Genomic DNA, 20,725 nt, shown 5'->3' on the forward strand with positions numbered 1-20,725 from the left:
AATATTAAAATCCAAGAAAATCTTTAATATTTTATTGTTCTATATCAGGCATTTATGAAAACACGAGAAGCATTTCTTTTGTAATGTCTCCAACAAGTTTTTTTACATTTTACCGAAATACTAATTGTCTTAAAAACTACTGTATAAGGCTTTCCTTTTGTAAGATTTAAAATAAAGGAAGCTGGTCAGACTAAAAGATTTTTAATTAAATGTGAAGAAAATTTTTCTACCAATTTTTTCTATTTCGAATTTGATAATATCAGGATCAAAATCCATTATTCATTTCCTGAATTTGTATTTTAAAAACACGATTAAAATCATCTTTATACGTGTTCTTATTTCATTTTTTCTGTAAATATTCATGTTATATTCGTACCGGAAATACAAATAAATACCAATAATAAATCTATGAGACAGGGATCAAAATCAGATTCCCAAATCATCACCAAGGGTTTTCTTAACCCTGATAAATCTTTTATTTTCTTCATCAATAACTGAATAATTTTATGGCACAATCGCTCATCTATCTCATTCCCATTTTTGGTGTTCTGGGTTTACTTTTCGTCCTTATAAAATCATTTTGGATTATAAAACAGGATGCCGGCACTGACACCATGAAAACTATCGCTCTGGCAATAGAAACAGGTGCGATGGCATTTCTAAAAGCTCAATACCGTGTTTTGGTTGTTTTTGTTTTGGTGGTTGGAGCCCTTTTGGCCTGGAGTGCAGTCAATCAGGAAAGCACGCATTATTTGATAGCTCTTTCTTTTTTGATTGGAGCGGCCTGTTCGGGTACCGCAGGTTTTATCGGAATGAGGATTGCTACTAAAGCCAATGTCAGAACTACCAATGCAGCACGTGATAGTCTGGGAAAGGCACTGGAAATTGCTTTCGCGGGAGGCAGTGTGATGGGAATAGGAGTAGTAAGTTTGGGGATTCTGGGTTTGGGCACACTATTTATTATTTTTTCTGATTTGGGCTGGGAGCCCTTGAAAGTTATTAATGTTATCACCGGGTTTTCATTCGGAGCCTCATCGATTGCACTTTTTGCGAGAGTGGGAGGTGGGATTTATACAAAAGCCGCTGATGTTGGTGCTGACCTTGTAGGAAAAATAGAAGCGGGTATTCCTGAAGACCACCCTCTGAATCCAGCCACGATTGCTGATAACGTTGGTGACAATGTCGGCGATATTGCCGGAATGGGTGCTGACCTTTTTGAATCCTTTGTGGGGGCAATTGTAGGTACAATGGTATTGGGAGCAGCATTTGTAGGTTTGACCGGTTTTGAAAATACCAATGATTACGGAGGCCTCAATGCTGTTTTGTTACCACTGGTTTTGGGTGGTGTTGGTATTTTAACCTCAGTGGCAGGTACTTTCTTTGTAAGAGTAAAAGAAGGGGGCGATCCTCAAAAAGCTTTAAATACCGGAGAATTCCTCTCTTCAGCGGTAATGTTGATAGCAACTTATTTTATTACAAAGGCCATGTTGCCAGACAAATGGGTTGATGCTGCCGGGCTTACGTTTACCAATACAGGGGTTTTCTGGGCTGTGATTTTTGGATTGGGTGGGGGATTGCTCATTGGTATTATTACCGAATTCTACACCGGTTCTGACTCCCGCCAGGTGAAAGCTTTGGCCCGTCAATCTATTACAGGATCGGCTACTAATATTATTGCAGGCCTGGGTTTAGGTATGCAATCAACCGCTTTGCCTATTGTGGTTTTGTCGATAGCCATTCTTGGTGCTCATCATTTTGCAGGACTTTATGGAATCGCTATTGCAGCGGTGGGTATGCTTTCCAATACAGGTATTCAGCTTGCAGTTGACGCTTATGGTCCCATTTCAGATAATGCCGGTGGTATCGCTGAAATGAGCGAATTGCCCAAAGAAGTGCGTCATCGTACTGATAAACTTGATGCTGTTGGAAATACAACGGCTGCAATTGGAAAAGGTTTCGCAATAGGATCTGCCGCTCTTACTGCCCTGGCATTGTTTGCAGCTTTTATGCAAACTGCCCATATTTCAAGTATTGATGTTTCAAAACCTATGGTTACCGTAGGATTGTTTTTAGGAAGCATGTTACCTTATCTTTTTTCTTCATTATCAATGAATGCAGTTGGAAAAGCAGCGATGGATATGATCAAAGAAGTCAGAAGACAGTTTGCTGAAATTCCCCCATTGAAAGCTGCTCTGGAGGTCATCAGAAGGAATGGTGAAACAGAATATTCAGACTGGAATCCTTCTGACCAAAAGATTTTTGATGATGCCCATGGTCAAGCCGATTATAGTAAATGTGTGGAAATATCAACAAAGGCTTCAATCAGAGAAATGATATTGCCCGGCCTAATCGCAGTGGTCTCGCCGGTTTTGGTTGGTTTTTTAGGTGGAAAGGAAATGTTGGGTGGCTTGCTGGCAGGTGTAACTGCCAGCGGTGTATTGATGGCTATTTTCCAATCTAATGCAGGAGGTGCCTGGGACAACGCCAAAAAGCTTTTTGAAGAAGGATTTGAGATAGATGGCAAAAAATATTTTAAAGGATCAGAACCCCATAAAGCCGGGGTGGTAGGTGATACCGTTGGGGACCCATTCAAAGATACTTCTGGTCCTTCGCTTAATATTCTGCTTAAACTTATTTCGGTGATAGCTCTGGTAATTGCACCGTTTTTGTGAAAGATTAGGAGGTATTATAGGATTAATACCGCCATTTTTTCTCTAAAATAGTGATGGTTTTAATATGAAATTGGGCATTCATTTCTGAAAGCATAAAAACTAAAGAAAATAACTTGATTTTCTTATGGATGAATAATTTTTTAGGATTTCAATAAACTGGAATAAAGAAATTAAATAAAAGAGTCCTTTTAGATTAAAATGGAAAAAATAACTACATATTATCATAAATTTGATAATTAAAAAAATACTAATCTAACAATGACAAAATGAAATTAAAGTCTCTTTTTCCAGTCATAATTTTAGCCCTAATTTTTAGCTGTAACAATATTAATTATTCTGAAAAAACTGAATCATTAAATAAAGAAAATAAAGTCAAATTTAAAGACAAAAGAAAAGGCGAATTAGTAAATACCTGGAAGGGTTTGCCTCTATGTGATTTTGACTTTAATAATCTATACAAAACAATACAGAACAATAATCCAAATATCAACTTCTTAAAAGTAGGTAATTACAAATGGCTATATTCTAAAACTATCGACAGTACATACTTTGAAAGAGCTGATCAATTAAAAACCTTATGTAAAATGTTTGAAAACGAAAGAGTTGTTTCCATAGCTTTTACTGATATTTATACATACAAGGATGCAATTCATGTTATAAATTTTAAAAAACCTGAATACACCCCCATCTCTAGTTTTTTGTTATATTCAATAGGTGGTGATGCAGAAGATTTTTGGGAAATAACTCCTCAGAAAATTAGTAGCACAAAATTTAGACTTACTAACATTGATGCTTATTATAATGATATTGAAACTATGGATACTACCTTTTATAATTATAAAATAGTATCACAAATTGAAATTGATACAATTTCAGGTAATATCATAAAAAAGAGAATTAGTGAAAAAAGGGATTTTTTCAAGGTTGAAAAATAAAAGCTCATCTATTTGTTTCTTCTCAAATATCTCCCAATAAAAACAAATCCAATCATAGACACCAAACTGATGCTTCCGAGTACTAACCATAAAGATCGGAAACCGAACTTGTCAATAACCTGGGTACTCAAAAATGGTGAAAACACGCTTGCAATGGCCCAGGTCATAGAATATAGTCCGGAATAAGCTCCTCTGTTTTGAGGCGTTGCCCTTTCCAGACTAAAAGTATTCATGTAAGGCATGGCAAATATCTCTGAGAAAGTGGCAAAGACGATTCCAAGCATTAGCAACCAGTAATTATGGGTAAATGCAAAAAAAACAAAATTGATAACAACCAAAAATACCCCAAAACTGATTAGCCTGAGTTTCTGATATTTTCCGTCGATTTTTGTGATTAAAAACATTTCTATCAAAACAACCAAAAGACCATTAATTCCCAAAAGTAATCCAATTTCTTGTTCTGAAAAGCCACAATCCCGCTTAAAAAACAAAGGGCCAATGGTGAATATCTGGAAAAATGCTATTGCATAGAGTGTTACGAAAACAATAAAAACCACAAACACCCGATCTTTTAAAACAGATTCCCGGGCAGCATCTTTAATTTTTTTTCGCTCCCGCTTTTTATGAGATTTTCTTAAAAATAATAGTACCAGACCTGCTGCCATAATATTGGTAAAGCCATCCACATAAAACAGCCATTTATAATTTATTGCTGCCAAAAAACCACCCAATGCCGGACCAATTGACCAACCCAGATTAATCGCCAACCTAACCAAAGAAACCGATCGGGTAAAATTTTGATGATTGGAAAACTCTGCGATAGATGCATTGTTTGCGGGCCGATAGGCTTCACCCGTTACGCTAAGCAAAAAAGCCAGAATAATTAATGTTGGGAAATGTTGGGTCTGGACAGTCACCAAAAACATGATTCCTCCAATTAAAAGGCTAAAAAACTGGACAGGAAAATTTCCGAAAATATCTGTCAGTTTGCCTCCAAGCCATGTACCGGTGAGAGAACCGACGCCATAAGCGGCCAAAATAAATCCGGCATCGGTAAGACTAAAATGCAGCTCCTGAGTCAGATAAACACTCATAAAAGCAATGACCATGGTGCCGCTACGGTTAATAAACATAACCGCTGACAACAACCAAACTTCGCGGGAAAGGCCGCCGAATGTATCATTTATGATCTTTTTCAAAAAATATTAAGTGGTAAATGCAAATTTAAATTGTAACAATTAAACTACAGGAATATTTTGATTTTAGTTCTAAATAGTAAGTTCTAATTTAAAACTTATGTGATAAATTTCATTTAAATTAAAATTCTCTTTATTTTTACTCAAAACAATTCAACCTCAAATGCCAACCTACAATCTTAATATCAATAAAAAAGTCTATAAGCTCAATGCTGAAGCCGATATGCCTTTGGTTTGGGCTATCAGAGATCTGGTAAATCTGAAAGGTACAAAGTTTGGATGTGGAATGGCCCAATGTGGTGCCTGTACTGTCCATCTCGACGGTCAGGCCGTTCGCTCTTGTCAGTTGCCGCTTAGTTCAATCCCGAAAAAAGCTAAAATTACTACTATTGAGGGTATTGCAGAGCCGGTTTTAAATGCTGTGCAGGAAGCCTGGATTGAGGAGCAGGTTCCACAATGTGGGTACTGTCAATCGGGTCAGATTATGTCGGCAGTTGCTTTGCTCAACAGCAACCCGAAACCTAATGATGAAGACATCGAAGCTGCAATGGAAGGAAACCTTTGCCGGTGCGGAACTTATCAGCGAATCAACAAAGCCATAAAAAGAGCAGCAGGTGTTAATTAATTTTTCATTTTCGAGGTTAAAAAACATTTAAATATAAAACGCCTCCTTTCTACAAGTAACGGGGTGAAATTAAACTATGAAAGCCAGAAGAGATTTTATAAAAACATTGGGTTTAGCGGGATTCGGCCTTAGTATTGGTCTGGATACCTTTGCCAAAGAAACCCTTTTAAAGAAAGTGAATCCGGCTAGTTTTTCGCTGGAAATCAACCCATTTATCATCATTGATAATACCGGACTCATTACCCTGGTCAATAGTCGTCCCGACATGGGGCAGGGTTCAACTCAGGCGGTACCTTCGTTGATAGCTGAAGAACTTGAAGTTAGCCTTGAAAAAGTTAAAGTTATTCAGTCTGACGGCAGGCAAAAATATGGTTCTCAACAATCGGGCGGAAGTAGCACCGTACGTGGATTGTGGATGCATTTAAGGAAAGCAGGAGCCGCAGCCAAAGAAATGCTGATCAAAGCTGCCGCCGAAAAAGCTAAAGGTCAAATCAGCGATTTTTATGCTGAGGATGGTCAAATAATTCAGAAATCGACCGGGAAGAAATTTAGTTTTGGCGAACTCGCCGATCTGGCAGCAACTTATGAAGTACCTAAAAACCCTAAGCTAAAATCACCTGAGGAATTTAAGATTCTGGGTAAATACAATAAACGCCTTGACGTACCTGACAGAGTAAGTGGAAAAGCCGTATTTGGTATTGATGCCGTAATACCCGGCATGGTCTATGCAAAAGTGATCCATTCGCCGCGAATTCATGATATTATCAATAAAATGGATGATACCAACGCCCGCAAAATCGCCGGAGTGCTGGATATTATTAAAATCGAGCGGGCTATGCCTCATAGCAAATCAGAGGCAGTTGCTGTGATCGCCGGCAATCAATGGGCAGCCATGAAGGCCGCCAAAGAAGTATTGGTGGACTGGAAAGCCAACCGCGATAAATATCTGAATCAAAATACAGATGAATATTTTGAAGCAGCCTATGCTGCCGCCAATAAACCCGGGATAAGGGCAGAAGAGCATGGTGATTTTGATGCGATTTTCAGCGAAGCAAAAAATAAACTGGAAGCCGTGTATGAGACTCCATTTCTTGCTCATGCGGCCATTGAAGCTGAAAATGCCACCGTACACATCAAAGATGACGGTAGTGTGGAAGTGTGGGCACCGATTCAGGGACCTGATGGAGCTCTTTCCGAAGTTTCCCGTTATTTGGGGGTTTCACCCGAAAAAGTAAAAATCAACGTAACGCTTTTGGGAGGTTCTTTTGGCAGAAAAGCTTACATGGACTTTTTAATGGAAGCCTGTGACATAGCCCGAAAAATCAAAAAACCTGTTAAATTGATTTGGAGTAAAGAAGATGACATCTCTCAGGGACCCTTTCGTCCTGGAATGTTAAGCAAAATGCAGGGGGTTATCGAAAATGGTCAGGCAACCGCTTTTCATCATCAGGCAATCGGAGAATCAATTTTAGGTCAGGTTTATAATGGCTTACCTTCTACCCAGGCTGATCCATGGCTAAGCGGTGAGCTAAGCCAGGAAAATCATGAATATAGTATAGATGTAAATAAAGTATCCTATAGTAGGGTTAAAACCAGTATTCCTATTGTATGGTGGAGAAGTGTTTATGCTTCCAATTTTGGTTGGGGCCAGGAATGTTTTATCGACGAAATGGCACTGGCTGCCGGTAAGGACCCATTGGATTTCAGATTGGGTTTATTGAAAAATGCTCCGAGGTTTACCAATGTCCTGAATGTATTGGTGGAGAAATCAGCTTATAAAACCCCTTCAGCTCCGGGTACAGCAAAAGGAATCGCCATTTTCAGGTCTTTCGACAGTATTTCGGCTGCTTGTGTGACGGTGGTAAAAACAGATGAAGGAATAAAAGTAAAGAAAGTGGTTTCAGTGATTGATTGCGGCATGTATGTAAACCCCGATAATGTTGTGGCACAAACCGAAGGCAATATCATTATGGGAATTCAGGCTGCTACCAAGCCGGGAATCAGATTTGAAAATAATCAATGTGTACAGAGCAACTATCATGATTATCTGATTCTCAGAAACAGCGAAACGCCCGAAATGGAAGTTCACATCATAGAAAACCGTGAAAAACCCGGAGGTGTTGGTGAGCCGGGCCTTCCTCCGATTGCACCGGCCCTGGGCAATGCCATTTTTAATCTTACCGGAAAAAGAGAAAGAAAGCTGCCATTGAGTCTGAGCTGATTCTTTGTTTTTTTATGAAAATAAAAATCGGAAATCATAAGCAGAATTGTTTTTCTTACTTTCAAACGGATAAATTAAAAAAAATGTGACCTTATAACAGCCTGCACTGTTTGAACACAATCAGAATTCTCAATTGGAGAAAGTAAAATTATATAAATAAATGTTTATGAGAATTTTGAGTGTGTGAGTTTGCAGGGTGCAGTTTTTTTTGCTTCGTTTTTTTTCGAAAAAAAATGAAGGCCCAGGCGGCAGCCGACACAAAGAATGTAATTGGGTGTTTTTTTAACAAAATAACCTCTAAAGGTAGATTAAAGGCCTATTTTTATTTATAAAATATTAAACTGTTAGAAAGTTTAATGCAAATACAGTCTCTTTTTCTAGATAAGACATATCAAGGATTTTATTATTTAAAAACCCTTACATAATCTACAATCATTTTTTGTGGAAAAGTGGTATTGGCATCCGGGCTACCGGGCCAATTTCCGCCAACTGCCACATTAAAAATCAGGAAAGACTCTTCCTGCAATTCGCTTAGTCCTGCCGGACTAATGTCGATTACATGAAACTGCTTGTCGTCGAGGTACCATTTGATGAACTTTTGATCCCAGGTGATAGAAAAAACATGGAATTCATCGTTAAATATTCCTGAAGGAAGTTTTGTACTTCCTCCGTATTGGGCATGGCTGCCACTATTGTCCCAGTGTACAGTGCCATGAGTTTCATTATCAGTAGCTGTCCCACCCACCATTTCCATGATGTCAATTTCACCGCATTTTGGCCAACCTACCGTATTGATATTCTTGCCCAGCATCCATAAAGCAGGCCATATTCCTTTTCCTTTGGGTAGGGCTGCCCTGATGTCAATCCTTCCGTATTTTACATTCACTTTGTTTTGAGTGGTAAGTCGGGAAGAAGTATATTGTTTTCCGTTAAAAGTCTCGTTTTTGGCCGTAATAAAAAGATGGCCGTCTTTCAAAGTAGTATTTTCTTTTCTGTAATATTCCAGTTCATTGTTTCCCCAGCCACAGTTGCCGGGGCAGCCGTCACCTGTTTCATAGTTCCAGTATTTTTCGTCAAGACTCGTTCCCTCAAACTCATCGGCCCATACCAATTCCATGCCCGCATAAGTTTTCGGAGTAGTGTATCCTTTTTCCGGAAATTCTTTCATGGGGGTGGTAATGGGTTGATCATTGTCATCGTTGGCATTATCGACATATCCAATAGGTTGCTCGCAATCCTTATAAGTTTTGTTTTTATCGCCAAGACCATCTTTATCCAGGTCTAGATACCAGACTTTCTGAGAACAAGGTTGGTCAGACTTACCACATGCAAAAATGAAAAACACAACAATTGAGAAGGTCAGAAGCTTTTTAAGCATTTTTTAATTAAGGTTTTAGATTTATTACAAAAATAGGATTTTTCTACAGATTTTTTTATCACTGCTTACCAGCCCGGTATTTTCAAAGTTTAATTCCCTGAATCAAAACTGCTGCTTTGATCGATTGGTTTTTGAGATGCAGAAATTTCTTTCTTTCTTCATCTTTCATGTAGTTTTCAAAATCTTGCTGCGAAGCAAACACCACCAGATGAATCTCATAAGGCGTTTCCATATTTTGCTCGATGACAGCCTTTTGCTCAACACGTGTCCGTAACAGCAGTTTGCCATTGTATTTGGATATTTGAGGGATGGCAATATCCTCAAACTGATTAAAAACTTTTTCCTGGCCGGGAATTACATATATTAACTGGGTGATGTAAATCTCAGCCGATTTTTGTTTTTCGGAAGTATTTGATGGGTTCATGACAATTTCGGTTTGGGCGATTCCAATTAGGTTCAGGCCTAAAAATAAGGCAAAAAAGATTTTTTTCATCCTTGTAGCTAAATTTTTGCTAAAGTAAGTTTTGGTAATAAGGTAAACAAATGAATTAAGATTTTTAAAAGGATATCGGGGTCTCACATTAGGAAATACTGCATAAGGTACACAGGAGGTTGAAAGGCTTTTTATATCAAGAATAAAGTTTTAATAAGCTTTGTGTTAAAAAAGACACAACAAAAAGCCGTGTCCTCTTAGGTATCCCAAAACATTTTAACTCAAATCCCCATCCTGAAATCTTTAATGCTGGTTTGGGTAAGGGAACAATCCTCAAAGACAGTCTGGTTACCTTTTCCCATGGGCGACTGGCTGCTGATGCCAATCCAGGTTTCGGCCGGATATTCATTCCTGAATAAGCGTACCAGCTGCCAGTTGGCTTTGTCGGTAGAATAATAAAAACCTATGGTTTTGTTGTCAGATGACATTTTCATATATACACTCGTGCTGTCCACCACATCATGGTTGTTGTCGTCGGAGGTTTCGGTGGTCTTGACGGTGACCATTCTCCTGAGCTTGCGTTCGTCGCGTTCAAAGGCAAATTTAAACCAGCGTTTTTCGTTCAGAAAAACATACAAGGCTCCGGCATCATAAGTTTCCTGCCAGGTAGGGGAGATTTTAGCCGTAAATGTAAAGGGCTTTTGGTTATCTACTTTTGTCAGTAAAACAGGGGCGTTGCCATAATTATTGGAGCCATCGGGTTCATTGAAATAGTCAGTTTTTTCGATGGCGTTCATTATCAGTCTGCTCTTCTCTGCCCGGCTGACATTCATAGCACCGTTTAGTGAACGGGTAAATGCCACATTATTGAGCACTATTGAGCAGGGTTCACCAAAGGACTTATCCTCTCTTTTTTTACAGGAAATAAATGTGAAAAAAAAACCAATAAGTATCCAAATGTGATTCTTCATAGTGATAAATGCAATTACAACTTCTGATGTAAAGTTTTTAATATTCGAATTTAGGATTTATTAGGAAAAATAAAAAGTTAATAAAACGCTAAATCAAATTTACCTATCATTGCTCAATCACTAGATTCCCGGAGCTTTCATCTACATTCAGAGCCGTTTCCGGTGTCGGCATCCAGATGTCTTCATTGATCACAAATTTAAACTGTGGCCGGCTCTCCAATTTCAGCTTTTCTTTGGGCAGTACCAACTCAAATCTGTTTCCCACCATGCGTTTCAATCTGAATTGCTCTGCTCCGGGATTCCAGTCGTTAAAACTCCCCGCCACCGACACCCTTCCGATATCGCCCTTGAATCTGTCCAGAAATACCTGCGGAGGGCTGAATTGAAATATCACCTGCTTTCCTTTGATTTGGTAGCCGTACAATTTTTTCTCGATTTTGCTTTCCTCCTTTTGTTCGGTAAAGCCGCCCTTTTCTATATATTCCCTGTCTGCCGGGCTACCGTAGCCCGAATTTAGCACAAATGCCCGGATACTTTCGTCAGAGCTCAGATCCAGCTCAAGTAAGGTCCTGATGGCAGTGGCTTTATCTAAGGATTTTTCATAAAAAGCTTTACAGATTTTATAACCTACAAAATAGCCCAGGTCTTGTACTTCCTTGCCTCCGATGGCCTTTGAGCCATAGAGCCAGCCCATAAATCCCCGGTTTTTTACAAACATATCGGCTTTGAATTGTTTCCATACCTCTGCTTCATGACTTTTGCCAAAAACAATGTGCGGTGCGTAGCCATTGCCGGCCAGCTCCTGCTCAAAAAACAGCTCTGAAAGAAACTCCGCCACGCCTTCATTGAGGGTCTGGGTCAGCAACTGCCCGTTACCATCTTTTTGCTGCAAATGGATAAACTCATGAATGGCCGAAGGTATGGCCCATTGGGCGTTCTTTTTAACCAATACCTCAGCACCAAGTATCAGGCTGTGGGTAGATTTACTTGGGCTACCCCCCACCAGGCCACAGCCTACTATGAAATAGATGTTGCCGTCTTTAAAGCCGGGATAAACCGCTTTTACCTGGCTCAGGCGGGATTGGATTTCGGGTATCTGCCCGGAGATACTTTCGAGATTGGGCCGGATTTCCTGCAAATACTTTTTATTGTAAATCATGTAGTTGAGCCATCTTTGGGTATTTCCCCCGCCCAGGGCCATAAAATCTTTGAGACCCTGGCTGGCACGATCTACATACAGGGTCTGCACCGTTTTCAGTTGCAAGGCTTTATCGGTTTGGAGATTGACGCTGTCAAACGCCTCATAAAAATGGCGGATGTCATCAGTGTAAACTTTAGTTTGCCCCATGGCATTGACGGAAACCCAAAAAAAGAATATAAACCAAATTGCTCTCATGTTGAATAGTATTGGCCGAAGTTTAACCGTAGCTCAAATAAGCCACAGTGCCGGTTGCGAAGATATGGAAAATTTTATATTATAGAAATATGGAAGTTTTTAGAAGGGATTTAATGTTAAATAAAATATATTAATTCACCACCGAAACACCTTTATATTCTTTCCATTGCGAATAGATGGTAGTTCCCAGGATTTTCCAATCTAAAATTCCAGCTACTTCATATTCAAATTTATTATTATCCTCGGTTTTCATCAAATGGATTGCTTCAGGTTTCCATTTGGTGCCACTTATAAAACCGTTGGTGATGGAATAGGCACTTATCGGAATGTTTGTTAGACCTTCTTTGCCGTATTTGATTCCCAATTCAATTTTTGAAATAATGTTGTTTTCCAAGACTATAATTAACTGGGAAGAGGTAATTTTTTTCAAACTATCTTCCGATATAAATTCCCAGGTTTTTATTTTGTTGGTGTTGGGTTCCAAATTATTATCCTCCACATTTGGCCCCCCTGCCAATGAGAGCAGACCCAATACAAATACAAAGGCTATTCCGTTTCCTTTCTTTGCACTTATGGCTTTCGTAGCTTCAAAGCATAAAGTAATGAATATCAAAAAGATACTTAAATTTAATAAACCCCAAAATACGTATAACATTTTGAAAATTGTGATTTGATAACTCGCTTTAATATTTATTCAATTTTACCTAACAGATTAATATGATGAAAAAAGTATTATTTATAAAGTGATTAAAATTCATCGTAACAGTCAAAGTTTACAGATTAAACTAATACTTGACAAATATTTCAATTGCTACTCAAGCCTTCTTCAAAGCATAGCCAAAAATATTAGCCACAAAACCAATCAATGCCAAAAGTCCGGCGATAAGATAAGTTCTGCCCGAGTCAGGATATTGAATGATTAAATAAATGGAAGTCGTCAGGAAAATAAGGCTGAGCATGTAAATGAGTTTGTAAGATTTCATAGTTTATTTGTTTTGGTAAATTTAATAATTTTCTTCTTTCACAAATTTCCTGAAAGAATCAATCTAAAATTATTAGAAAATTACCAATTCTCAAAATATTGAAGATGATATAGTTTTAAAACCGGCAGACTCTTGCTAGAAAAACCGGCATAACTATTCATCAATTTAGATTTTGATTATCCGGAAGGGTAAAAGAATTTCTTACAGATTGGGAATCCGGATATTTTTTCAATTCATAATGTTTGTTTTTAGAAATGAAAACTTATCTTATTTTAGCTTTCAATTCTTTTCAATAATTAAAAATTATATAAGCTCCTCTTTTCATCAGGTATTTCGGCCATCTATAATAAATTTAGTATAGTGTATTGCATAGTACATGGTTTCACATCTATCTTTGTGCCGAAAAGCATTATTTAAAACAATACCTTATGAAAAAGCTATTTAAAATTTCCCGGGCCGCCCTTTTGTTGATGATAACAGTTGGATTGAGTCCACATACTAATGCCCAGGGCCTCGAAGCAAAGGTGGACAGCATGATTAAAACGGTATTTAAAGATCCTGCCGGACCCGGCGGAGTATTTATGATTGCAAAAAATGGGAAGCCTGTTTATCTGAAAGGCTTCGGCATGGCCAACCTCGAAACAGAAAGTGAGATGCATACCGGGAATGTGTTTCAGTTGGGTTCTATGACCAAGCAGTTTACAGCTGTGGCCATTATGATGCTTCAGGAGCAGGGAAAACTCAGTACCGAAGATACGATTTCGAAGTATATTCCCGACTTTCCCAACGGCTCCGCCATCAGTATCCATCATTTGTTGACGCACACATCAGGTATCAAAGACTTCACCAAAATGAAAACCATCAAAGACATAGCCCAAAAGGAAATGAGCCCTGCCATGTTGCTCGATTTCTTTAAAAACGAACCTGTGGAGTTTTCTCCCGGCGAAAAATTTGAGTACAACAATTCAGGGTATGTGATACTGGGGCACATCATCGAGGTGGTTTCAGGGCAGACTTATGAGGATTTTGTTACAGAGCACCTGTTCAGGAAGATCGGGATGGAGCAATCGGGTTATGCCAGTGACCGCAAAATAATAAAAAACCGTGCTTATGGCTACCATAAGAAAGAAACCGGTTATGTAAACAAGACCGCCATACATTTCAGTGTTCCCTATGCCTCAGGAGCCCTCATGGCCACCGCCGAAGATATGCTGAAATGGCAAAACACCCTCAAACAATACAAAGTGCTGAGTGAAAGTACCATGAAAAAGGTTTTTTCCAGGAATAGACTCAACAACGGTGAGGAATTTACCTATGGGTATGGCTGGCATATTAGAGAATTAGCCGGATTTACAAGCTACGAGCATGGCGGCAGTGTGTTTGGATTTAAAACTATGGGTGTTTATATCCCCGAAAAAGACCTTTATGTGCTTGGGTTGAGCAATTGTGACTGCAATTCCCCCACCCAGTTGACCCTCGATATCGCCAAAGAAGCCCTGGCACCATTTAAACTGGACAAATAGCCGGTTATTTAATTTTTGGGTCTCTATCAATGAATTGACTTAAATAGGTAAAAGAAAAAGAGGCCAAAATCTGCATTTAGGCCTGAAGTTTAAATATTTTTTCTGCTAAAATGCTGACTATTAGCGTCTAATTTACTTTCTTAACGACAAATCCTAAGGGTAATACAGCACAAATTGTTCTCAATTAACCTAAAAAGGAGTGGTAATTGTGCTAAATTAACATCGAATTCGACGAATTTAACATCGAATTCGTCGAATTTGAATTCAAATTTCACGGATTTAACATCGAATTCGTCGATTTTAACATTGAAATCGCCGAATTTAACATCGAATTCGACGAATTTAACATCGAATTCCACGAATTTGATCTCGAATTCCACGAATTTGATCTCGAATTTCACGAATTTGATCTCGAATTTCACGAATTTGATCTCGAATTCCACGAATTTAACATCGAATTCCACGAATTTGACTTCAATTTTCTCGAATTTAACTTCATTTTACCCAAATTTGAATTCAAATTACCCTCATATGATTTCATTTTTGGGTCTCTTGTTGCAATTATAAAGAGAGTTGATTTTGGGATTGGACTAAGGGAATAATTACTAGAAAAATTTTATTAATTAATAAATAATGTGAAATTTCATATTTGTCAAAAAAAGAATACTATATGGCATGTGATTTAGCCACCCGATAATCAGGCTAATTGTTAAATGTTATTTTTAGACATTGAATCTTTAACCGATATAAAATTATTTATTCAAACTTAGTAAAATTACCTTTCAAATCGACTTTTCCTTTTACCCCATTTTTTGTTACTAGTATAGTTTCTTCCTTGATGTTAAAATCATCAAAAATTGGATTAGTAATGAGGTCACCGGCTGAATTCATTAAACCCCATTTATCTTGTATTAAATAAAAAATGACTTTGGTATATTGCGATAAATAAACTGAACGAACATCATTATATTCAGTATTTGAAACGTACCTCTTTTTAGAAGCATCATATATTTTAAGTGAACTATTGTTTTTCGAAATTGCTAGATAAGTTTCGTCAATCCTATTTATTTTTATTTCTTCATTTTTATTGAAGATTGGGTTTAAATTGAAATCATAATAACTAGATTTTAATTCAGAATCTACTATAAAACCATTATTGAAATAGTATATATTTTCAAATTCACTTGGAAGAAGTTCTTTCCCATTTAAATCAAACAAACCTGTTTTCGAAGTATTCAAATTAATTACTGTCAAATATTTTATGTCTTTATTTGGATAGCAATTTCCACTCCTACATATAGGCTCTATGTATTCTGAGTAATTTAAATTTAAAATAAGTTTGCCTTCGGTATTAATTACACCCCATTTACCATCTTGACTTACTTTAAAGTAATTGTTTCCTAAATTTTCCATTTTATCATAAATGAAATCGACCAAATATTTACCAGTAGAATCAATTAATCCAAATTTCTGGTTTTTAAGCACTGGGCAAAGGTTTTTGTAAAACGTATAACCATCATCAAATTCAAAATCTGTAATCATTGTCCCATTATGATTTCGATAAGCATACTTTCCATTTTTTTTAATAATTGAGTACCATTCATAAATATTAACATCCTCCATGGAAGGTGGAAGAATTTCATCTCCATTGTTATCAATTATGCCTTTTTTGTTTCCATTTTGAATAATATGATGAGGGTAAGAATATTCAATTTTATCGTACTTATTTTTTGAAATTTTCCCATTATTGAAGTTATATAATATCTGTTTACTGTTTTGTGAAATAATTGTAACATTTTTTTCGCGACCATAGATTATGTCATCTGAAATTGGTGGTACTAAAATATTTCCTAATGAATCAATTAACCCATATTTCCCGTTTTCTGCAAAGCATTCAATTCCATTATGACCAGTTCCAAAATATACATACTGAAACTTTGGCTTGAACATTGTTTTACCATCTGTTTTCATTCTTCCAACCAGATTATTTATTTTAATATCAATAAATTTTAATGTTTCTATATTTTGATAATGAAAATTGGAGAAATTCGGAATAATTTCATCATATCTTTCAGTTTCGAAAATTTTTATTTTGTTCAAAAAAATATAAGATTTTTGCTCATCGTAAGCTGTGTACAAACTATCATTCCATTCAATAATTTTATCGTAGTTAAATTCAATTTTTTGATTTAGTGCATCATCAAATTTTCCAAATTTGCCATTTAGTTTTAACAAATACCCTGTCCTTGAGATTTCAATTGAGTCATAAATGGGTTTTAGAACAATCTCATTTTTATAATTAATCAAACCAAATTTATTACCTTGTTTAACTGATATTAAAGGGTCTTTATAGGTATTAAGTTCTTTAATTTGGTAATAATTAGTTTGGAAGATTTCATTATTTGCCAGATTAACAAATCCTAGCTTAAAGTCTTTAGAAAATCCCAATAAATTTGCATTATTAAACTTCCAGATTGAATCATATTGACATTTTAAGAATTCAGTGTTATTGATTAATAAGCCGAATTGCTTATCTCGCTGAATTAAAGTAAATTCATTACTTACAATTGAATCTTTCAATTTATCGTTTTTAATTCGTTGATATTCCAAATGAAAATTAGGAGTAATTTTATCATAAACTGGCGGCAGTAAATATTCTCCCTTTGTATTTACAATTCCTTTTTTGTTTTCTACCCCAACGATGTAGTAATTATGACCTATAATATTTATCTCTTCATATTTGAAATCAGTAAGAATTTTGCCATCATATTCACAAATCGCATGTTTATTGTCCTTTTTCAATATTAATTGATTATTGTAACTTATTATTTCCTGATAATCAGGTTTTAGAATTTCTTTGAAATTGGGGTCCAATAGTCCAACTTTTTGATTAATATCTACTACATAGCCAATTTGGTTATATTTGTATTTAAATTCACCTTCAGAGCTAAAGTATTTTTTATCATAAAAATCGTAAATACGACTGTAAATTCCAGGTACAAGATATTTAAAATTTCTATCGACAATTCCTACTTTCCCTTTTTCATTACTGTAAATAAAACATTCTTTAATTACAGATGCAGATGGGACTATTTTACCATTTACAGGTGGAATTATTTCTTTACCTGATTTATCTAAAACACCTCTTTTTACACCATCATTTGAAAAATTAATGAAATTAAATTTTTCATTGTAGTCAAATGATAAGGAGACATACTTAAACTTCCTATCTAAATGTGGGTGAAAGTCACTATTATAAATCATTGAATGTCCATTGGAGGCTTCAATGTAATAACCATCAGGTGTTTTTTTATTAATAAACTGGGAATAGCCTTTGAAAGTTAATAAGCACAAAAATAGTAAAGTTGTATTTTTCATCTTTTTCTAATTACTCGTAAAATTTGTAATAATTTATATTTTGTTTCATCATTTGTTATCAGACGACTTCTTATATAATCAGTCATTTTGTCATTATGCAATCTATATTTGCGATTTTCAATATAAGGTGTAACTTCAAAAAATGATGTTAAATTTGGATTAGCATCATTTTCTAAATTTAATATAGTCCAATAGAATTTATAAATAAACCTCTCTTCTGCTCCTTGTATTGTTCTATAGTTTTCCTCAAAAGCAAATTTATAATCAATAGTATTGGTTAAAATATATGATTGTAACAAATTTATTTTTTCTCTTGGCGTCAAAAATTTAGCATTATTCAATAATTCAATTACCTTTTCTGGTTTATTTTGTATATTCCAAATTTCAACTAAGTATTCGTTTCCTTCTTTTAGATTCAATCTTATAAGTTCCTGTTCTGCTTCATCTAGCCTATTGTTATCCAATAATTTTTTTACTCTGTAAAGTGGGTCAACAAGAGAATTGTTTTCATCAGGATTTTCAGCCAAGTGAGCCATATTTTCATCATTTTCAATTTTTATTTTTACAAGATATCCGTTTTTTCCGGCAAAATCGATATATGGTTTATCGTTAAAAGTTTTAACTATATCTGATTTGAAAAGTGGATTAGTTATTTTAAATAGGAGGATGCCAGGATATTTGTTGAACATAAAAGTATATTTTACATAGGTATGAAAAACCTCTTTTTCCTTAGAATTGATTATAGTTATTTTTTCATTGATAGGAGGGTAAGAATTAATAATTTCAATAAGTTTAAACTCTTTAGTCAATGATTCTTTATTAATTGTAAAATTTTGAAAATTTGTTACTTCTATGGAGGAAACCTTTGAATTATTCGTAATTTTTCCGTGACTTATCCATGTTTGGTAATCAATTAAAATATCTTTTTTATTTATTTTCATCAATTTAATCTTACCAAAATCTTTGGTTATCACCTCTTTTAAAAAAAAATTTAGATCCATATTTTGAGAAAAGCAATGAACTGAAATTAAAGAAAATTTAAGTATGATTATGACTTTTTTTACCATTTTATTTTTAGTAAATTAAACTTATTAAATTTATAACAAGAAAAAATTTTGAAGTTCTTCCATTTAGCCGCAAAGTTTTTTATTAATTATTTCATATTTTGCGATGATATTTTTTTTGAAACGATAGAAGCATTCTTCACCCCTTCTTTAAGAAGCGGTTTTGGGATTTTCTCTTCAAAAATATAATTTTTTTTCCTTCTTTTTCGAATTTTAACTATCGTGGTCTTCGCCACGCCATAATGTGGTCAGGCTGACATGGTGGTTAAAAGTAATCCGTGTCATATCCGTGCTCATCCGTGTGCCATTACCATTAAGGAATAAAGGGCATTAAGAATAGTGGTAAAATAAAGCCTAACACAAAAACCACAAAGCAGGCACAAAAGACACAAAGTTATCTGTGTCTCATTGGTGTTTAACCGTGTGCCCATAATATTATTACCATTAGGGCATTAAGATATTTTCTTTGGGTGCTTTGCGGTATTAAAAACCTGCACAAAATAAACACAAAGAAATCCTTAAAATCCCCCGGCCATTACGGCTTCGACTTCTGCGATAGTCTTGGCGATACGCTCACCCAATACCCGGTGGCCGGTGTCGGTGATGAGCACATTGTCTTCGATACGCACGCCTCCAAAGTCATAGTAGGCTTCCAGCTGGGCATAGTTTACATATTCCTTAAATATGCCCTCGGCTTTGTATTTTTCTATCAACTCGGGTATGAAATAGCAGCCCGGCTCCACGGTGATCACATTGCCGGTTTCGAGCTCACGGGCCATCCTGAGCGATCGTAAGCCCAACTGGGTGCTGCGGGCGAGGCCTTCGCGGTAGCCCACGAGGTTTTCGCCGAGGTCTTCCATGTCGTGTACATCCAGACCGATGTTGTGCCCCAGGCCATGCGGCATAAATAGCCCGCCCACACCGGCAGCCAGCATTTCTTCAACGTCGCCATGGACCAGACCAATGTTTTTCAGATGCCCCAGCAGGATGCGGTTGGCATTGATATGCACGTCGCGGTACATCAGGCCGGGTTTGAGCAGGGCAGTGCTGCTTTCGAGCATATCGAGCACGGCAGTATATATTTCTTTTTGGGCCTCGCTAAACTTCCCGTTCACAGGAAACGTGCGGGTGATGTCGCCGGCATAGCACATGTCGGTCTCGCAACCTGAGTCGTTGAGGGCCAGTTGCCCTTTCTCCATGAGGTTGCCGTGGTAATGGTTGTGGAGGGTCTGTCCGTTGACTGAGAATATCACAGGATAGCTGAGCTCGGCATGGTGGCGGTGCATGGTCTCCATGATTTTGGCCACGGCCTCGTATTCATATTTCCCGCCTTTGGTGGCACGCATGGCGGCCAGATGCATCTCGCGGGTGATGTTGACGGCCTTTTCCATTTCGGCGATCTCCTCAGGGGCTTTGTGCATCCTGAGGCTGATGACGGCCTTGGTCAGCGATTCCGAAGGAGCCAGCTGGCCCAAACTTATATTCAATAAATTGCTGAGCAATATCTTATTGTCATGACGGTAGGGTGGGAGGTACATCACCGCCGGACTGATTTTAGTTGCGAGTTTTTCCGGCTCAAACACCGTGTTGACGCCTACCTTATTGGCCAAAACATGCAGCGGCTCCTGCCGGCCTATCCAGATGATGTCGTCGATGGTGTATTCGTGCCCAAAGATGATCTCCTCGTTTTTGTCAATATCAATCCAAGCCGCCAGACCGGGAAGGCTGATACCGAAGAAATACAGGAAGTTGCTGTCCTGCCGGAAGCGGTAGGTATTGTCGGTATAATTCATGGGCGACTCGTTGTTGCCCAGAATCAATATCTGGCCTGAGCCCACGGCGTTTTTCAGGGCGGAACGTCTGTTGATATAAGTTTCGGTTGAGAAGAGTTTCATCGATTGATAGTTTTTTCTCAAAATTAAATATTCTGCCGAATGAATGGGAGGTGGA

At 37.0% G+C, this 20,725-nt stretch carries 15 protein-coding genes; 5 read left to right on the top strand and 10 right to left on the bottom strand.

Going from position 1 to position 20,725, the window contains the following annotated elements:
* Nucleotides 1-506: 506 nt before the first annotated feature.
* Both IPP61_14745 and IPP61_14750 read left to right on the top strand, forming a co-directional pair.
* Nucleotides 507-2,672, top strand: coding sequence for a sodium-translocating pyrophosphatase (locus IPP61_14745; protein MBL0326415.1), 2,166 nt, complete (start codon nt 507-509; stop codon nt 2,670-2,672).
* A gap of 266 nt (nt 2,673-2,938) precedes the next feature.
* On the top strand, nt 2,939-3,607 hold the full coding sequence (locus IPP61_14750) for a hypothetical protein (protein ID MBL0326416.1): 669 nt from the start codon (nt 2,939-2,941) through the stop codon (nt 3,605-3,607).
* Between the two features lie 8 nt (nt 3,608-3,615).
* On the opposite strand, the gene IPP61_14755 is transcribed toward IPP61_14750, so the two are convergent.
* Nucleotides 3,616-4,806 (bottom strand): MFS transporter, encoded by a 1,191-nt coding sequence (locus IPP61_14755; protein ID MBL0326417.1) that lies wholly within the window; start codon nt 4,804-4,806, stop codon nt 3,616-3,618.
* Between the two features lie 160 nt (nt 4,807-4,966).
* Here IPP61_14755 and IPP61_14760 point away from each other — a divergent pair, with 160 nt between their 5' ends.
* Both IPP61_14760 and IPP61_14765 read left to right on the top strand, forming a co-directional pair.
* The gene (locus IPP61_14760; protein ID MBL0326418.1) at nt 4,967-5,428 is read left to right on the top strand and encodes a (2Fe-2S)-binding protein; all 462 of its coding nucleotides are present in this window, start codon (nt 4,967-4,969) and stop codon (nt 5,426-5,428) included.
* Nucleotides 5,429-5,504: 76 nt separating this feature from the next.
* Nucleotides 5,505-7,649, top strand: a complete 2,145-nt coding sequence (locus tag IPP61_14765; GenBank protein MBL0326419.1) for a xanthine dehydrogenase family protein molybdopterin-binding subunit — start codon at nt 5,505-5,507, stop codon at nt 7,647-7,649.
* A 403-nt stretch (nt 7,650-8,052) separates the two neighbouring features.
* Here the strand turns inward: IPP61_14765 and IPP61_14770 are convergent, their stop codons facing one another.
* The 6 genes from IPP61_14770 to IPP61_14795 form a co-directional block, all read right to left on the bottom strand.
* A complete protein-coding gene (locus IPP61_14770) occupies nt 8,053-9,027 on the bottom strand; it encodes a glycoside hydrolase family 16 protein (GenBank protein ID MBL0326420.1) in 975 nt (324 codons plus the stop codon).
* 82 nt (nt 9,028-9,109) lie between these two features.
* On the bottom strand, nt 9,110-9,451 hold the full coding sequence (locus IPP61_14775) for a DUF1330 domain-containing protein (GenBank protein MBL0326421.1): 342 nt from the start codon (nt 9,449-9,451) through the stop codon (nt 9,110-9,112).
* Nucleotides 9,452-9,741: 290 nt separating this feature from the next.
* Nucleotides 9,742-10,431: a DUF1349 domain-containing protein gene (locus tag IPP61_14780; GenBank protein MBL0326422.1), complete on the bottom strand. Its 690-nt coding sequence runs from the start codon at nt 10,429-10,431 to the stop codon at nt 9,742-9,744.
* Between the two features lie 106 nt (nt 10,432-10,537).
* Complete coding sequence (locus tag IPP61_14785; protein MBL0326423.1) at nt 10,538-11,827, bottom strand: hypothetical protein; 1,290 nt, start codon at nt 11,825-11,827, stop codon at nt 10,538-10,540.
* 130 nt (nt 11,828-11,957) lie between these two features.
* A complete protein-coding gene (locus tag IPP61_14790) occupies nt 11,958-12,482 on the bottom strand; it encodes a hypothetical protein (protein ID MBL0326424.1) in 525 nt (174 codons plus the stop codon).
* A gap of 160 nt (nt 12,483-12,642) precedes the next feature.
* The gene (locus IPP61_14795) at nt 12,643-12,810 is read right to left on the bottom strand and encodes a hypothetical protein (GenBank protein ID MBL0326425.1); all 168 of its coding nucleotides are present in this window, start codon (nt 12,808-12,810) and stop codon (nt 12,643-12,645) included.
* A 470-nt stretch (nt 12,811-13,280) separates the two neighbouring features.
* On the opposite strand from IPP61_14795, the gene IPP61_14800 reads away from it, so the two are divergent.
* A complete protein-coding gene (locus tag IPP61_14800; protein MBL0326426.1) occupies nt 13,281-14,333 on the top strand; it encodes a beta-lactamase family protein in 1,053 nt (350 codons plus the stop codon).
* 756 nt (nt 14,334-15,089) lie between these two features.
* On the opposite strand, the gene IPP61_14805 is transcribed toward IPP61_14800, so the two are convergent.
* From IPP61_14805 to IPP61_14815, 3 genes are all read right to left on the bottom strand, one after another.
* A complete protein-coding gene (locus tag IPP61_14805; GenBank protein ID MBL0326427.1) occupies nt 15,090-17,711 on the bottom strand; it encodes a WG repeat-containing protein in 2,622 nt (873 codons plus the stop codon).
* Nucleotides 17,708-18,712, bottom strand: coding sequence for a hypothetical protein (locus IPP61_14810; protein ID MBL0326428.1), 1,005 nt, complete (start codon nt 18,710-18,712; stop codon nt 17,708-17,710). The genes IPP61_14805 and IPP61_14810 overlap by 4 nt, the downstream gene beginning before the upstream one ends.
* Nucleotides 18,713-19,293: 581 nt before the next feature.
* Nucleotides 19,294-20,670 carry an aminopeptidase P family protein gene (locus IPP61_14815; protein ID MBL0326429.1) on the bottom strand — a complete coding sequence of 459 codons (1,377 nt, stop codon included), beginning with the start codon at nt 20,668-20,670 and terminating at the stop codon, nt 19,294-19,296.
* Nucleotides 20,671-20,725: the final 55 nt, after the last annotated feature.

The sequence above is a fragment of the Cytophagaceae bacterium genome, assembly GCA_016722655.1.
Lineage (GTDB): Bacteria > Bacteroidota > Bacteroidia > Cytophagales > Spirosomataceae > Leadbetterella.

Coding starts and splice junctions, on each gene's coding strand:
- IPP61_14790 (MBL0326424.1), bottom strand. CDS start 12,482: ATGTTATACGTATTTTGGGGTTTATTAAATTTAAGTATCTTTTTGATA.
- IPP61_14795 (MBL0326425.1), bottom strand. CDS start 12,810: ATGAAATCTTACAAACTCATTTACATGCTCAGCCTTATTTTCCTGACG.
- IPP61_14770 (MBL0326420.1), bottom strand. CDS start 9,027: ATGCTTAAAAAGCTTCTGACCTTCTCAATTGTTGTGTTTTTCATTTTT.
- IPP61_14800 (MBL0326426.1), top strand. CDS start 13,281: ATGATAACAGTTGGATTGAGTCCACATACTAATGCCCAGGGCCTCGAA.
- IPP61_14780 (MBL0326422.1), bottom strand. CDS start 10,431: ATGAAGAATCACATTTGGATACTTATTGGTTTTTTTTTCACATTTATT.
- IPP61_14760 (MBL0326418.1), top strand. CDS start 4,967: ATGCCAACCTACAATCTTAATATCAATAAAAAAGTCTATAAGCTCAAT.
- IPP61_14765 (MBL0326419.1), top strand. CDS start 5,505: ATGAAAGCCAGAAGAGATTTTATAAAAACATTGGGTTTAGCGGGATTC.
- IPP61_14785 (MBL0326423.1), bottom strand. CDS start 11,827: ATGAGAGCAATTTGGTTTATATTCTTTTTTTGGGTTTCCGTCAATGCC.
- IPP61_14810 (MBL0326428.1), bottom strand. CDS start 18,712: ATGGATCTAAATTTTTTTTTAAAAGAGGTGATAACCAAAGATTTTGGT.
- IPP61_14815 (MBL0326429.1), bottom strand. CDS start 20,670: ATGAAACTCTTCTCAACCGAAACTTATATCAACAGACGTTCCGCCCTG.
- IPP61_14805 (MBL0326427.1), bottom strand. CDS start 17,711: ATGAAAAATACAACTTTACTATTTTTGTGCTTATTAACTTTCAAAGGC.
- IPP61_14745 (MBL0326415.1), top strand. CDS start 507: ATGGCACAATCGCTCATCTATCTCATTCCCATTTTTGGTGTTCTGGGT.
- IPP61_14775 (MBL0326421.1), bottom strand. CDS start 9,451: ATGAACCCATCAAATACTTCCGAAAAACAAAAATCGGCTGAGATTTAC.
- IPP61_14750 (MBL0326416.1), top strand. CDS start 2,939: ATGAAATTAAAGTCTCTTTTTCCAGTCATAATTTTAGCCCTAATTTTT.